Consider the following 15,867-nt stretch of genomic DNA (forward strand, 5'->3'; position numbering starts at 1 on the left):
TAGTATTAATAGGATATGAACTAATGAATAGATCCGAAACGGATATTTGACATATGAATAATGAAAAATTTTTTATAGCTCATTCAAACTATCCTGCTTACGTTAGTGAAAAAGCGTTCCTGCTTATTACAGAAACGCACCTGTTATGTTTCTCCTTCATTCTTTCTATGAATGGGGAGGATACTTCTGTTGGATATGGCGTATAAGTGCAGTGACAACTTGTGGACCGGATTCTACGAGTCTACCTTGTTCAAATGCAGTGAAGTTATCACCGCCTGAAGCTAAATAATTACTAACCGCTACTTCATATTCGTTGTTTGGCTGAATCTCTTGACCCTTCATGTCTTTCAGCTCAACAACGCGGCTGCCAATTGGAGCTTTGGGTTCCCAGTCATACGTTAAGCCAACCGTTTGTAACCTATTTTCATAATCTTTCGTCCACTGCTGTTCTAAAGCAAATTTTATCTGGTCTCCTGTTAAAATTAACTTACTGACATTATGACCCATAGGTACGTTTGTATAGAGGTCTTCTACAGTGATTTCCCCTTTTTTTAAACCTTTCCGCATTTCGCCTTGATGGACAAAAGCTATATCTACCCCCATGGCTTCCCGCTCAGATTCTGCAATCATTTTCGCTAATGGGGATTCACCGTTTGCATCTTGAATTCGTCTGATTTCTTCCGGCATTTCCCCTATTACCTGATTAAAATTGCTTCCCAATCTTTTTCTATATCTATCTAGAAGAGCAACCGTTTCTTCATCCGGTTTTAGATGATGATGTGAAGTGACAATTATCCTTGCTTGTTTCTTAACAATAATTTTTGAATGTGGGTCAATTTCAAGATTTACTTGAGAAAAGGCTTTCCCATTAGAATAAGCTTGAACGATCAGTTTACCGGCTGCAACGGTATTGGCATATTCATGGCTGTGACCCGCAAAAATGACATCGACCTCATCATCGATTTTTGGAGCCATCTCCACTAAGGCTCCACTGGAAATTGCTCCTGCCTTATCTGATTTAGCTGAATCATGTGCCAGTACAACAATCACTTTGATCCCTTTTTCCTTTAAATGCTTAACGGTTCGGTTAATAGCTGAAACTTCATCCGTAATTTCCACTTCTTTTCGATTTTCAGGGGACACATACATGTTGGTCTCTTTTGTGACCACACCGATAAATCCAATATTAATTCCGTCAATTTGTTTAATAACATACGGTGGTAACAAGGGAATACCCGACTTTCTGTCGATGATATTTGCAGAACTGTAAGAAGTATTGGAACCTTGAAAATAACCTGTTTTTTTATTGAATCCCCCATGAATAAGACGTTTCATTTCATTTACGCCTTCGTCCAATTCATGATTTCCAGGTGTCCCGACATCAAAGTGCAGGAGGTTTAAAAATTCAATCGTGGGTTCGTCTTGAAATTGAGAAGAGATTGGAGGACTTCCTCCTACCATATCACCAGCATGAACAAGTAGTGTATTTGGGTTTTCTTGTTTATATTTTTTTAAATAGGCAGCCAAGTATTCAGCACCGCCTGCCATGGTTCCTGAAACCATTTGATATTTGTTTAGTTGGCCGTGAAAATCATTAACGCCTAATAATTGTAGTTGAATGTAGCGGTTGGATGTGGAATGATTGGATGAGAATGCTGTGATTTTATAAGTTACGAAAATGATGATAAATACCAAGATCAACAAAGAAGTTATGGCCTGAAATTTTGACAACTTCCGATCCCTCCCTCTGGATGTAAATCAAGAATAACTCTTGAATTTTATATCCGTATAAAGGGACCGTGATTTTTTGTTATATTTTATATAATAATTATTAAATTAACCCAGTACATGCATTTCTTTTTAAAAATACTCATGCGGCTTAACATTTAGAGATCTGTTAAGATTTTGAATAGCTGTAAGGATGTTTAAAAAATTGGCCCATAGCACAATAATATAGGCAACGCATGCTTGTCTTTATTCCACCAAAGGAGGAGTATCCATTTGAAGATTTCTTCAATATCGTTCAAAGAACCTCCAGTTTATCATGAATTCCCTCCCCTCTATGAAGGTTTAGGGCTGCCTGAGTTATCTTCATTCATTCAGCAGCGATTTGAATTTACATATACCTTGGGGAAAGTCGAAAGAACAGGGCTTGCTAGCATTCGCTTTTATAAACGGCAGGGGGATTTCGAAGTACATATACCTGATAAGGTGCCAGGAGTGGGACCAATAAAGCTTCGGAAATTAAAGGGCCTGTTACTGGAGAAAGCCAAAACGGCATTCATCGAAAATATTGAATCCGAACCAGAAAAGCGAAAGGTCTACTACGCTGATTTTCGTCACCCTCGGAAAGATGCTGAATAACAATTCGACAAACTGGCACCCGTTTGAGGAAGCTAAATTGATGTATTGTTGATTTTGCTAAAAAAAGAATGCCTAAATTAACTTCCCCTCTAAAAAAAGGTTGCCGCAGCAACCTCCCTTATTTTAATAATCCGTTTTATTTTCATTATCCAAATCATCATCAAGAAAAGACTTTTTATCTTCTTTACCTCCATACTTTTTTTCAAGAAGTTGACCAATATTTGAATTGTTAATTCCTTTTCTTACTGCTGTTTCAATAACTATATAGAGCATGAATAACCCAACAATATAAAATATAATAGCCTTCACTAAAAATCCTCCCAAACCACAATCCATCACTTCCTTTATTTTACCAAAAAAACCTTGTTGAAGTGCCCGATTGTTGCATAAAAAAAGGAGCTGCCGATCAGCTCCTTGAAATGAAAGAATGGCCCCCAGACCTCCTAACCGCCGGTATAAACACTTTCACATGTTCCAGGTTTTGGTTCATAATAACAATGATTTTTAAATTGACCAGCAAAAGGTTGATCGTACCAAGTCGGTGGGCATGGAGCATATGGATTAAAATACCAAAGCGCATATTTCCCTGGGTGTTCTCTCCAATAATCCAAATTCTGTTTTGCTAATCTTTTTTCAGCAGTTCTCGCTCTTTGATAAAATACATTACCTTTTTGAACAGCTTCAAAAGAATAATTTCCTCCTTGTATTTGAAAAATGACTTGTCGAATGGTTCTTAGATCCTTAAAGTCCAAACAATTTGCTTTAAGACGGTTAACAATTACATTTCCAACATACAACATTCCTTGTAGTCCTTCACCTTCAGCTTCAGCTCTCATCATCCTCGCCATTAAGTCAACATCTGAACTTCGGTAACTTACTCTTGGCATTTTTTCACCCCAAATATATCATATGAAAAACAGCCTGCACTAATGTCGTTGTTTATAAAATAAGAATGCTTACTGTTAATAAGAACCTAAAGACAGATCAGATCTTCCTTTAATTTAGTAATCACAGAAAAATCGTACCGGCAGAGTAAATCAATAACAAACACATGATTAACCGAAATGACTTGTCATGTTTAGCAAAAAAATCTTTGAACAGCGAGCCGAACCCTGACCACTGAAGCAATGCCATCCACCCCAGAAAAATAGTTAACGCTAAAGCTATGTGAAAACTTATATTCACATAGCTTTTATTTTTCAATATTTTAAAAACATGATCGGTATCAAATTTCTTCCATCCATTAAGGATTACTGTAAAAAACCAAAAGATAATCCAGTACAGTTGATTGGATCGGGTATTCGAGACTCCCGCGGAAAGCGAGTGCCTGGAGTGGAGATCTGGTTTTTAGAGTATGAACTGTATGAATGTATCATCCACTTAGTCCATACCAAAAATTTTCCCATATATTCTGAATTCTAGGTTCCATATTCTCTTTACCATAATAAGAAAATTCCATGAATATCCCATCAATCAAACAGAAATAGGACATGATTAAATTCTCGATTTTCCCTTGGCGTATTTCTTTTTTATCAATTCCTTCGACAAAGATATCATGTAAGATAGCGGAAAATGATTCTTCGGATCTAAGGAAACTTTCATTCAAGATGTGCTTCAAATGCTCCGGCGGAAAGATCATTGCCCTCTTTAAAAATGTTGCTTTATCTTCATGGTTTTTATAATAGTTACAAGTATCAAGAAGGATGTGCTTTAACTTTTCTTCAGAAGAGAGTGTATTTATCTCTTCGACAAATTGTTCGACCTGTTGTATATGCTCTTCCAGGATTTCTTCAAACAGGCACAAGAAAAGGTCATCCTTATTTTTGAAATGGTTATAAATTGAGGGTTTTTGTATACCTACCCTCTTGGCAATTTCCGATAAAGCAGTTCCCTCGTATCCGTACTTTGTAAAAAGTGTTAAGGAAATGTTTTTAATTTCATTTTTTGTCATAATGAGCCCCCAAACTATCAAACGTTAGTTAATTTCATTATAAACTCATTTCCTTTTTTAAACTAAATATTTGGCGCCTTGGAAATAATCCTTTTTCTCTAAAAGATAAGAATTAGAGTATGCTCGATAAAGAAGTTTCTTCGCTTTTATACACAACTTTCCCATCGTTTATTGTAAGTTCCACTTTAGTATTAAGCACTTCGCTTTCTGGAATATCAAAGAGATTTCTGTCTAAAACCACAAGATCAGCAAGTTTCCCCTCTTCTATTGTGCCTAGCTCGTGCTCCCTGAAACATCCATAGGCTGAGCCATATGTATATGCTTGCAATGCCTCTGCCAAAGTGAGCTTTTGTTCAGGATGCCATGTGTTTTTTGGATCTCCGCTACTATCAACTCTTGTAATGGCAGTATATATTTGCCGCATTGGATTTAATGAGATGGAAACCGGAAAGTCTGTTCCTAAAGCTAAAGATGCACCTGAATTTAAAAGCGACTTCGTCAGGAAAACATTTTTTTCCCTTTCAGGACCTATTATTGAAGAATATACCTCTCTTGATGAAGCAGCCATGTGATCAGGTTGCATAGAGACAATGACCCCCAGTTTTGAAAAACGTTCAATGTCATCCTGATCGATTACTTCAATATGCTCTATTGTATGCCTTGAGTCTCTTTTTCCATTCTTGCGTACAGCTTCTTCAAAAGCGTCTAAAGCTAAACGAATTGCCGCATCTCCAATAGCGTGAAACCTGATTCTAAATCCAAGTTCATCCGCTTTAACAACTCGATCGATTAATACTTCTGGATCTAGAGCTGGATGACCGCAGATATCCACTTGATCGGAGTAAGGTTTCAGGAAGTAAGCGGTATGACCCGTGACTGTTCCATCAACGAATTGCTTTAATCCTGAGAATTGCAGTTTCTTTGATTCATATTTATTTCTCAGTATTTGAGCTTTGTCCAAATTGCCATCCAATTCAGGAGTGATATGAAATCTAGTCGTTAATCCTCCTTGCTTATCCAATTTCTCAAAAAGGTCATAGTCTTGAAGGAAGTCATCTATTGGAGCAAACAAATCGTTTACAGAAGTAATTCCATATTGTGATAATAATCTTAAAAACTCTTTTAATATCGTTTCTTTTTTATTTTGTGTTAACCGTAATGCCTCTTTTAAAACGATTTGCTGGGCTTCTTCATATAAAATTCCAGTAAGTAAACCATTCTTATCTCTTTCATAGCGACCAAAATCAGGATCACGTATATCCTCAGTAACACCTGCTAAGTCCATGGCCTTACTGTTCACCCATGTATAATGACCTTCAGCATGAAAAAGAACCACAGGACGATCTGGGATGACAGCGTCAAGTATTTTATAATGGGGCTCTTGTTTATCATGCCAATAACCTGCGTCCCATTGCATGCCTAAGATCCATTCTTCCTCAGGACAATCTTTAGAAAATTCCAGTACTTTTTCAGCTACTTCTTGAGCTGACCTGGCTTCAAATAAATTAATACTATTTAAACTTAGTGCACTAAACATAATGTGGAGATGAAAATCGTGAAATCCAGGCATGATCAATTGATTTCCATAGTTAAATACTTTTGTCCCACTTCCTATAAAAGGATCAATCTCCGCTTTTGATCCTACACTCATAATTTTGTCACCTAAGATAGCAATTGCACCAGACGTCGGCTCATGTGTAAGCCCTGTGAAAATAGCATCACTGGAAAGAACGATATCTGCTTTTTTATTAGCCATGGAGTTTACCTCTTTTCATTCAAAATAATAAAACAGTAACTTATCATTGAAATAGTTTTACATCGAATTCTTCTGTTTGCTCTGCAAAATTCAGTTCAGGAGGACGTTCCTTAAACATTTTTGTTAAGTACAATAAGTAAATGAACCCTACTGCCATCCAAGTAATCCCTAATACTAAAGAATGGATATCCAACTTTGTCATAAACAATATGGTTATGCCCGTGCCTATTAAGGGAAGAAGGAAATATAAAATGATACTTTTAGGAGATCTCTGCTTCTGCCTCACAAAATAATGGATAAGCACAGAAAGATTAACGAATGTAAAAGCAAACAGTGCTCCAAAATTAATGAAAGAAGTAGCCGTTGCGATATCCAAAAATACGGCGCTCATTGCAACACAAGCAATGATCAGGATATTGAATATCGGCGTTTGAAATTTTGGAGAAACGTATCCGAATATCCTCTTAGGCAGAACATTATCCCTCCCCATTGCATATAAAATCCTGGCTCCGCTTCCTCCTGAAGCTATCGCGGAAGCAGTAGCAGATGTCACTACGACCGAAATGAACAAACTATTCAGAAAATTACCCCCGGTATAAATCATGATATCGACTATAACTGTATCAGGGTTCTTAAAAGCATTGAAATCCGGGAAAATCGATTGTGCAAAATAGGTGGATGCAATAAATAATACCCCTCCAATCAATGTCGTAGCATAAATAGCTTTAGGAAGTGTTTTTTGGGGACTTTTGGTTTCTTCAGCTAATGTAGTAACCGCATCAAACCCAAGAAAACTAAAACATAATAGAGGTACGATCGAGAGCAGATTATTAATATTCACGTCAGGACTAAAAAAAGGATCCTTAGAAAACAACTCCCCGGTACCTTTTCCTGCTAAAAGTCCATTTATGCAAAGCAGGCTGAAGATAATGATAAAAAGAAATTGAAATATCACCAAAAAGGTATTCACATTTGCAGCAACCTTAATCCCAAAAATATTAATAGTTGTCACTGCAATAATAAAAGAAATGATAACTGCAATGATAGGAATACCAGGAAAGTAAGCATTCACCATAATTCCAAAAAGTAAAGCGCTGATCATAGGACTGAAAAGATAATCCAATAAAATGACCCATCCTACCAGAAAACCAAGGTGTGAATTAATTCCTTTCTGCACAAAGGTATAAGCTGAACCGGTAGTGGGATATACCTGAACCATTTTTGCGTAACTATATGAAGTGAATAGCATGACAATCAAAGCGATTATGTATGCTGTCGGAACCATTCCATGGGTACGATCAATAGCGATGCCATATGTGCTAAAGACTGTTACAGGAGCCATAAAGGAAAGTCCAAATACAATTACATATCTGGTATTCAGTGAACGCTTAAGCTCGGGTAATCCTTTCATCCAAAGAGCTGCCTCCTTTATTAAATATAATGGCTGTTTTTAAGTTAAAGTGATTATTAATGATTTTCTTTGGCACTTAATGCTGCAAGGCTGGCAAATTCATGCACAAGTGTTGCAGCTAAAAGTGAAGTGATTTGGCTTGGATCATATGAAGGCAGCACTTCAACCACGTCATACCCTATAAAGTTAAAATCAGTTAGGGAACGTATCATTTTTAATGTTTCAAAGCTGCTAAAACCTCCTATTTCAGGCGTACCCGTTCCTGGGGCAAAAGAAGGATCAACGAAATCTATATCAAATGTCAAGAAACAGGGGGTGTTACCAATCGTTTTCCTGATCTCTTTCAAAACATCTTCAAATCCACGATTGGAAAGTTCACCCGTTGTAATCAGACGATAACCTAAATCAAGACTTGCCTGTAAATCACCAGAGTGGTTTAGCGTGCCGCGGATTCCTATTTGAAATACTTTATCTGTCTGCAGCAGACCTTCTTCGTGTGCACGAATGAAAGGAGATCCATGCCAATATTTTTCCTCATAATATGTATCCCAGGTATCTGTATGGGAATCAAAATGAATCATGGCTACAGGGCCATATACCTTTGCCGCAGCGCGTAAACTAGCTAAAGTAACAGAATGATCTCCCCCTAATCCAATCGGTATGACCCCTTTGGCCATCAATTCATGCATGGATTCCTTCATTAATTCATAGCTTCGATGAATATTATGGGGAATAACAGGGATATCGCCAATATCAATGGCATTCATTTGTTCAAAAGGATATACATTATGAATCGGATGATATGGAAACAGGGTCATGGATGCTTGGCGAATGGCTTGAGGAGCAAACCTGGCCCCCACCCGAAAAGAGGCTGCTGTATCAAAAGGCATACCTACAATGGCAAGCTTTGCATCATGCTTTTGAGAAGGTAAACGCATAAAAGTTCCTGTTGTACAAAACTCTGGCTTAACATCTGGTGTAAGTGGATATTTCATAAGTATCAACTCCTGGTTTCATATAAAAATCTTTTCATAAATTTACAAACACAAAGTGTAATCGCTTACAACCTATACTTCAATAGATTACTTTTTATTTCTAACACCTACTTTTCGCACTATATTAACTAACGGTAGTTAGTATTAAACCAAATATATACATAGTTGTTAAAAAAGTCAAACTATTTTTCAACGTCGATTTGTCTAGTTCATAATACTAAAAAAACGTTCCAGTGATTCCGGAAATACGCTCCCTTTCCGCCGACTGTCTGCCAAGCCTCCTCGACGCAAGCGTCTGTGGGGTCTCGACTAGCCAGTATTTCGGCAGGACTGTCGCAAATTTCCTCCATCCATTAAGGATTACTGTAAAAAAACATGAAGGATCATCTAGTACAGTTGATTGGAACGGAAGGTGTAAGACTCCTCCTGCGGGAAAAGCGGTGCCGAGGGCCGACCGCCCGCGGAAAGCGAGTGCCTGTAGTGGATATCGGCGTCTAACTTGTACAAGTCCTAATAAAAATGTAGACAAAAGGGTTTTACCTAAAATTTCAAAACAAAGTTGATTGGAACGAAAGGCGCGAGACTCCTGCGGGAAAAGCGCATCGAGGGGAGACCCCACAGGCGCAAGGGCCGAGGAGGCTCCCCGATCGCCCGCGGAAAGCGAGTGCCTGTAGTGGAAATCGGCGTCTAACTTGTAAAGTCCTAATAAAAATGTAGCAAAAGGGTTTTACCTAAAATTTCAAAACAAAGTTGATTGGAACGAAAGGCGCGAGACTCCTGCGGGAAAAGCGCGTCGAGGGGAGACCCCACAGGCGCAAGGCGCCGAGGAGGCTCCCCGACCGCCCGCGGAAAGCGAGTGCCTGTAGTGGAAATCGGCGTCTAACTTGTACAAGTCCTAATAAAAATGTAGACAAAAGGGTTTTACCTAAAATTTCAAAACAAAGTTGATTGGAACGAAAGGTGCGAGACTCCTGCGGAGCAAAGCGCCGAGGGCCGACCGCCCGCGGAAAGCGAGTGCCTGTAGTGGATATCAACGGTCGAGGGGTTCTATTAACCCTCATAAAAACTGAGACAAAGTAAAAAATGACACCTGAGTTTCTAATGGAATTTTACACTAGTTTCTTAACTGATAGACCCGCCTTAGTTACGACGGTCATTTTTCTGAACCTTGGCGATTATTAGTAATATCAATGGCAGCAGAAACCCGAATGTCATGGCATAAAACGGCCAGATTTCTGTAATGAATTTACTATAATGAACAGTATTCGGTGACATAATCAATGTAAAGGCAATCAAAAGGATACCAAACGGAAAAACCAGAGGACGATAATCTTGCATTTTTAACGTTTGTGCCAGACCTAAAACGGTCACATAAAAAAACAAACTAAATCTAATAAAAATTGTGATGAACCATATTATGGCCATTATTGCCTCCAGCCGCGTCAAGAAATCGGCGATATTTATTTTCTTAGCCAACATATAGATTGGATAATTTTGTCTTGCCGTTGACTCGGAACCAAGTACAAGGATGGCAAACATGGTTATAATGATCAAAACACTTCCAGCCAACAATTGACCGACAAAAAGGCTTTTTCTTATTCTGTCTTTTTGACTTACGAATGGGAGGATCATTAGAACCGCAACCGGTTCAATAAACGGAAAAACAATAAATGGTATAGATCCCCTTATAACCGGTTTCAATCCTCCCTCCCATACGGGTTGCAGGTTTTGAAATTTAATCTCGGGAAGCAGAAGAATTATCAATGTTGATACAAGTAATACAACATAGGGGAAAAATATTTCCGCGCTTCGGGCCAAAGGTTCCAAACCAAGACGCGCGGCCATGAGGACGACACTCATAAAAAGAATCATGATCACTTGAATTGGAGTATCAGGCATAATATGAGTTACCATAAAATCCCCAATTTCACTCAGGTAAGTCGCTGTGGTTATAAAAAAGTAGTTTATAAATAGAAGGGAAATTGCCATTCCCAGCCACTTACCCAGAATTTTTTGGCTGTATTCCACTAGCGTTAAATCAGGATAGCATTTCCTTAAGGCTTCATATATAAAAACAATCAATAACGGAGCTATCGCCACGCTTATAATGCCCGAAATCCAACCATCTTGTTCAGCTTCGGAAGCGACGACGGAGGGAATGACTAAAATAGAATCTCCAAGCGTATATAAAATCACTAATATCATCAGTTGACGGCTTCCGATTTTACCCTTCTCGAGCATTTTCATAAGTTCCTTTCACGACAAAACGGTAAGTTATACACAAACGGCAGAAATTCTTATCCATACCATTATTGACAGAAGAGGAATATACAATCCCTGTGATTACAAGTTATTTTTTGCCATTGCAAGCCGCACTCGGCATTTTGGAAAATCAGAAATAATGTGATTCACCAACCACAGTTAGCTTAACGTCCCCTCAAACGAAGTTTAACCATCATTTTACCTGTTTCTTTTTCCTTCAAAATATATGGATGCCGCAAGAATAATGATTGCAATTGATACAATGCCAGATAACCAAAATAAGTCCATATCCGTGAAATACCCAACCATATTAAATATAGGAAGCGCGAATATCAAAATTAGTAATAAAACATCCTTTTTGCTTTGTTTCCGTTTTTCATAGAACAAACCCAGTATTTTTTCAAGAAATACTCCCCTTCTAAAACACCGCCTTAATTTGTCCACTTAAATTCCATTTAATTCAACCGTCTAAACCGTCACTCTTTATCGTGATTTCAAACTGGTTCGCGATGCAAAGCAGTTTTTTCCGCATCCTCATTTCCTTTACATTTCAAATTTCATTAGTATGAGCAGCTTATAGATGTTCAAAATAAGATAAGGGCGAATCACTGATCATAGAGGAAATAATAAAAAACAAAAAATATATTGAAATATCAATTTAATTTAGTTATAATACGATACGTTCTTAGTATTAGTGCTTATATAATTTTTAGAAAATTTAATAATTTTCTAAAATAGCAAATTTTGGTTTTCTCGGAGGGTTTATTTTGTCTAATAAGGTACCATCTTCATTTATAGTAGTGATTGGGTTCATGTTATTTGCCCTTTTCTTCGGGGCAGGGAATTTAATTTTCCCGCCAATGCTTGGTCAATCGGCAGGTATGAATATCTGGTCAGCTAATGCAGGGTTTTTGGTCACAGGAGTAGGATTACCGTTACTTGGTGTGCTGGCACTCGGTTTTTCTGGAAAAGATGACTTACAATCATTAGCGAGCCGCGTCCATCCTGTCTTTGGTATTGTATTCACAACCGTTCTTTATTTAGCCATTGGTCCATTATTCGCAATGCCTAGAACAGGAAATGTTTCTTATGAGATCGGTGTAAAACCTTTTTTACCTGAAGATCCTGGTCCATTGCCTTTACTTATTTTCACCATCATCTTTTTTACACTTTCATGCCTTCTTTCGCTCAATCCTGCGAAAATTGTCGAAATTGTGGGGAAAGTTTTAACACCCATCAAGTTAACGTTCATTGGAATCCTGGTTGTAGTCGCTTTCGTTAATCCAATTGGGGATTTCCAAGCACCTGCAGCACACTATATGGTTCAACCATTTTTCAATGGATTCAGAGAAGGGTATTTAACCATGGATACTCTTGCATCTTTTGTTTTTGGGATCATCATCATTAATGCCATCAAAGAAAAAGGTGCCAAAACAAAAAAACAAATAATGATCGTTTGTGGAAAAGCGACTGCCATTGCGGCCGTCATCCTTGCTACCATTTATACAGCTCTCTCTTACATGGGGGCTTCAAGCGTCGAGGAACTTGGACGCTTGGATAATGGAGGCATTATCTTGGCGAAAGTCTCGGATTACTATTTTGGATCATATGGTGGGCTATTATTGGGATTAATGATCACAGTAGCTTGTATAACAACGAGCGTGGGACTCATTACCTCTTGCTCGACGTACTTCCATAAGCTATTTCCAAATCTGCCTTACAAAACGATTGCCATAAGTTTATCGATATTCAGTGCAATCATTGCCAATATTGGACTAACCCAATTAATTGCCATTTCTGTACCGGTAATGACAGCCATTTATCCATTAGCCATTGTATTGATCTTCCTAACATTTCTTCATTCTTTATTTAAAGGAAGACCTGAAGTTTATCAAGGCAGCTTACTTTTAACTTTCATCGTCAGTTTATTCGATGGATTAAATGGAGCAGGTGTACACATTTCATTCATCAATGATTTCTTCACTACAATACTTCCTATGTACGAGGCAGGACTAGGGTGGGTCATCCCCGCTATTGTTGGAGGATTCATTGGGTATGCCAGCAGCGTCTTAAAGTCGAAATTCGGTCATAATCACCAAATAGATTAATGATATAAACTCGGTCCAGGAATATTTCCTGGACTTTTTTCATTTTCTGTAGGCCGAATTATAAATATCAAAACTATCCAGTATCTCAACATACAAAAAGCTGCCATAAAGGCAGCTCCCAGACTGAAAGAAAAGCAAGTTTGTCTACAGGTTCTTTATTTATTAAACATTCCATTGGATTTCAGAAATCCGCACCCTTTCCGCCGACTGCCTGCCAAGCCTCCTCACCGCTTCTCATTCATTACGTAATTTCTTCAGTAATTGAAAAATCTGACCTCGATGATGTGATTCATGTTCAATCAAATGGTAAACGACCCATTCAGGTGTGACGTCATATTGTTCAAGTACCCTCGGTTTACGCCAATCCGTTTGGTCCATTGTGCGAAAGTTCGAAAGAAATACCTCACGTACTTTATTGAGGCGGTAGAAATGTTCTTCTAATGTTTCTCCTTCAATGTGATTTAGGGAGCCATCTTCAGCTCGGCACCCTAATGGAAACAACGCGGATATTTCCGGATCCCATTCCGTAACAAGGACCTCTTCGTATAACCAATCTGCCTCTATCAGCGCTATGTGATATAACATTGAGCTAATCGTTTGCCTTTCATCGATTTTCGAATCGAGTATATTTTGGCTGATTCCAGTCAATTCCGATATAAGCGTACGGCGAACATCCTACAAACACCATAGCCACCGCCCAATTTCCGCTTCATATCCCGGTAATGCAGATACAAGTAATGCTCTTCTCTCCAACAAGATCATCCTCCTCTTCATGAACGTACATTCTATTTAAAAGTGTTGTTTCCTTCTTTTTAATGGAAAATCTAATTAATAGCGAGCCTTTTAGGGCAGGACAAAAGGAGCAATCTTTTAGATTGCTCCTTTTGTCCTGCTTTTCGCTTATGTTATCGATATTGTAGATCGAAATTAGCTCCCCAAAAAAAGATTGGCTCTCATCTCCTCTGATATACGCCTGCCCTGTAGATAATCCTGTTCCCGTTCTTGTTCAACCATCATGCGTTGCTCCAGTTGCTGAGCATATAGTGCATAGCCGATTCCATGAGCCTGAAACATCGCTTTTTCCATTGCCGACGTGTACGTTAATTCGAGAAAATTAATGAAGAATCAATCCTTCCCATAGTGAATTTCGTACTCATCTTATCATTGAAAGTGATAACTCACAAAGTTGCTACGGCTCCATATTCACTGATAATTCAGATTTTTCACCAACTGTTTCTATCTCCGTTTCCAAAAACGCCAAATCCCTCCATCTTCCTCTAATTTCCTTTTTTCATACATAAAAATTGTCTTATTTATTTTTAAGACAAATTAAAAATCCCATTAACAAACCTGATGTTAATGGGACTGAATGTTTATTTATATGAACCGAAAATTTCCTTTGCCAATTTTCGCCCAGTAGGAGTCGCAGCCAGACCGCCTTCTGCCGTTTCACGAAGTGCTACTGGCATGGTCAAGCCTATTTTATACATGGCATCGATAACTTCGTCACATGGAATGCGGCTCGTAATGCCTGCAAGTGCCATATCAGCTGCCGTTATTGCGTTGGATGCACCCATTGCGTTCCGTTTCACGCAAGGAACTTCAACCAATCCAGCCACTGGGTCACAAACCAATCCAAGCATATTTTTCAAAGTGATCGCCATCGCTTCTGCAGCTTGGCTTGGTGTACCGCCGGCAAGTTCCACTATCGCAGCTGCGGCCATTCCACTTGCCGAGCCCACTTCTGCTTGGCAGCCACCAGCCGCACCAGAAATGGAAGCATTGTTGGCAACCACGAATCCAAAAGCAGCGGAAGTGAAAAGAAATTCAATCATCTCTGCCCGGGTCGGATTTAATTTTTCTTTCACGGCAAATAATGTACCGGGCACAACGCCAGCGGATCCTGCAGTCGGAGTGGCACAAATCATTCCCATGGCTGCATTCACTTCGTTCGTCGCAACCGCTTTACTGACGGCATCCAATAATAAATTACCTGCCAGTGCTTTGCCCGACTTGATATAATTTTGCAAAAGAACGGCATCTCCGCCCGTTAGGCCTGTCACGGATTGCACACCTTTCAGACCTCTTTCCACCGCTTGTTCCATCACTGTCAAATTCCTGTCCATCTTTTCGATAATCTGTTCTCTCGACAGGCCTGAGAACTCCATTTCTTGTAAAATCATGATTTCCGCGATTTTTACATTTTTACTTTCAGCAAGTTCAACCAACTCTGCTACATTTCGGAACATGTTTTTACCTCCATATCTATGCCAACACTTTTAATGATGATCATTCAACCATCCTTATGACTTGCGACACGTTTTCCAATCCTTCAATTTCCTTCATGACATCGCCCTGGATTTTCTGATCGACTTCAATCACCATGAGGGCCATTTGACCTTTTTCTTTCCGAGAAACTTCCATATGTCCAATGTTAATTTCATGATTCGCCAATACTGTCGAAACGGAAGATATGATTCCAAACACATCGTTATGGACGACTAAAATGGCTGGGTTTTCCCCTGACAATTTGAGCTTGAACGTATTCAGCTCCGTTATTTCTATCGTTCCGCCGCCAATCGAGATACCGACAAGTTCCAATTCCTTATCTTCATCGAACAGTCTGATCTTTACTGTATTAGGATGATCCGTCACCGTATCCTCGATTGTAAAGGAAACTTCCATACCGGCTTCTTCCGCGATCGTTAAAGAGGCAGGGATTCGTTCATCATCCGTATCGAAATCCAATATCCCGCCTACGACAGCAACATCTGTACCGTGTCCCCTGTATGTTTTTGCAAAAGAACCATATAAAGAAATAATGGCTTTCTTCGGTTGCTTTCCGAATAATGTCCTTGCTACTCTGCCAATTCTGGCAGCTCCTGCTGTATGTGAACTTGAAGGTCCAATCATGACGGGACCGATTATATCGAATGCAGATCTGTATTTCATCGTGTAATGCCCCTTTTCTGGCAATATATTTTTTAACCGTCTTTTAAGGGTGAATGAAGATAAAAAGC

15 protein-coding genes are annotated in these 15,867 nt (G+C 38.9%); 2 read left to right on the forward strand and 13 right to left on the reverse strand.

What is annotated here, in order from left to right:
* Positions 1-165: 165 nt before the first annotated feature.
* A complete protein-coding gene (locus ACIQ0C_RS19465) occupies positions 166-1,731 on the reverse strand; it encodes a bifunctional metallophosphatase/5'-nucleotidase (protein ID WP_403062940.1) in 1,566 nt (521 codons plus the stop codon).
* Between the two features lie 270 nt (positions 1,732-2,001).
* On the opposite strand from ACIQ0C_RS19465, the gene ACIQ0C_RS19470 reads away from it, so the two are divergent.
* Positions 2,002-2,364 (forward strand): hypothetical protein, encoded by a 363-nt coding sequence (locus ACIQ0C_RS19470; protein WP_403062943.1) that lies wholly within the window; start codon positions 2,002-2,004, stop codon positions 2,362-2,364.
* 123 nt (positions 2,365-2,487) lie between these two features.
* Here the strand turns inward: ACIQ0C_RS19470 and ACIQ0C_RS19475 are convergent, their stop codons facing one another.
* From ACIQ0C_RS19475 to ACIQ0C_RS19510, 8 genes are all read right to left on the reverse strand, one after another.
* Positions 2,488-2,673 carry a hypothetical protein gene (locus ACIQ0C_RS19475; RefSeq protein WP_403062946.1) on the reverse strand — a complete coding sequence of 62 codons (186 nt, stop codon included), beginning with the start codon at positions 2,671-2,673 and terminating at the stop codon, positions 2,488-2,490.
* Positions 2,674-2,807: 134 nt separating this feature from the next.
* Positions 2,808-3,251: a cell wall hydrolase gene (locus ACIQ0C_RS19480; protein ID WP_402840331.1), complete on the reverse strand. Its 444-nt coding sequence runs from the start codon at positions 3,249-3,251 to the stop codon at positions 2,808-2,810.
* Positions 3,252-3,736: 485 nt separating this feature from the next.
* The gene (locus ACIQ0C_RS19485; RefSeq protein ID WP_402840334.1) at positions 3,737-4,315 is read right to left on the reverse strand and encodes a TetR/AcrR family transcriptional regulator; all 579 of its coding nucleotides are present in this window, start codon (positions 4,313-4,315) and stop codon (positions 3,737-3,739) included.
* A 112-nt stretch (positions 4,316-4,427) separates the two neighbouring features.
* A complete protein-coding gene (locus tag ACIQ0C_RS19490) occupies positions 4,428-6,071 on the reverse strand; it encodes an amidohydrolase (RefSeq protein WP_403062949.1) in 1,644 nt (547 codons plus the stop codon).
* Positions 6,072-6,114: 43 nt separating this feature from the next.
* Complete coding sequence (locus tag ACIQ0C_RS19495; protein WP_403062952.1) at positions 6,115-7,482, reverse strand: APC family permease; 1,368 nt, start codon at positions 7,480-7,482, stop codon at positions 6,115-6,117.
* A 56-nt stretch (positions 7,483-7,538) separates the two neighbouring features.
* On the reverse strand, positions 7,539-8,477 hold the full coding sequence (speB, locus tag ACIQ0C_RS19500) for an agmatinase (RefSeq protein ID WP_403062955.1): 939 nt from the start codon (positions 8,475-8,477) through the stop codon (positions 7,539-7,541).
* 217 nt (positions 8,478-8,694) lie between these two features.
* Positions 8,695-9,006, reverse strand: coding sequence for a hypothetical protein (locus ACIQ0C_RS19505; RefSeq protein WP_403062958.1), 312 nt, complete (start codon positions 9,004-9,006; stop codon positions 8,695-8,697).
* Positions 9,007-9,617: 611 nt separating this feature from the next.
* Positions 9,618-10,718: a GerAB/ArcD/ProY family transporter gene (locus ACIQ0C_RS19510; RefSeq protein ID WP_403062961.1), complete on the reverse strand. Its 1,101-nt coding sequence runs from the start codon at positions 10,716-10,718 to the stop codon at positions 9,618-9,620.
* Between the two features lie 788 nt (positions 10,719-11,506).
* On the opposite strand from ACIQ0C_RS19510, the gene brnQ reads away from it, so the two are divergent.
* On the forward strand, positions 11,507-12,847 hold the full coding sequence (gene brnQ, locus ACIQ0C_RS19515; protein ID WP_403062964.1) for a branched-chain amino acid transport system II carrier protein: 1,341 nt from the start codon (positions 11,507-11,509) through the stop codon (positions 12,845-12,847).
* Positions 12,848-13,081: 234 nt separating this feature from the next.
* Here brnQ and ACIQ0C_RS19520 read toward each other — a convergent pair whose 3' ends face one another.
* The 4 genes from ACIQ0C_RS19520 to sdaAB form a co-directional block, all read right to left on the reverse strand.
* Entirely contained in the window at positions 13,082-13,504 is a 423-nt protein-coding gene (locus ACIQ0C_RS19520) for a DinB family protein (protein ID WP_403063269.1), read from the reverse strand.
* 270 nt (positions 13,505-13,774) lie between these two features.
* Positions 13,775-13,921, reverse strand: a complete 147-nt coding sequence (locus tag ACIQ0C_RS19525) for a YuzK family famiily protein (protein WP_402840357.1) — start codon at positions 13,919-13,921, stop codon at positions 13,775-13,777.
* Between the two features lie 299 nt (positions 13,922-14,220).
* Positions 14,221-15,096 (reverse strand): L-serine ammonia-lyase, iron-sulfur-dependent, subunit alpha, encoded by an 876-nt coding sequence (gene sdaAA / locus ACIQ0C_RS19530; protein WP_053536547.1) that lies wholly within the window; start codon positions 15,094-15,096, stop codon positions 14,221-14,223.
* Between the two features lie 40 nt (positions 15,097-15,136).
* Positions 15,137-15,799 carry an L-serine ammonia-lyase, iron-sulfur-dependent subunit beta gene (sdaAB, locus tag ACIQ0C_RS19535; RefSeq protein WP_403062967.1) on the reverse strand — a complete coding sequence of 221 codons (663 nt, stop codon included), beginning with the start codon at positions 15,797-15,799 and terminating at the stop codon, positions 15,137-15,139.
* Positions 15,800-15,867 lie beyond the last annotated feature (68 nt).

The sequence above is a fragment of the Peribacillus sp. NPDC096448 genome (genome assembly GCF_044762675.1).
Taxonomy (GTDB): Bacteria; Bacillota; Bacilli; order Bacillales; family DSM-1321; genus Peribacillus; species Peribacillus frigoritolerans_B.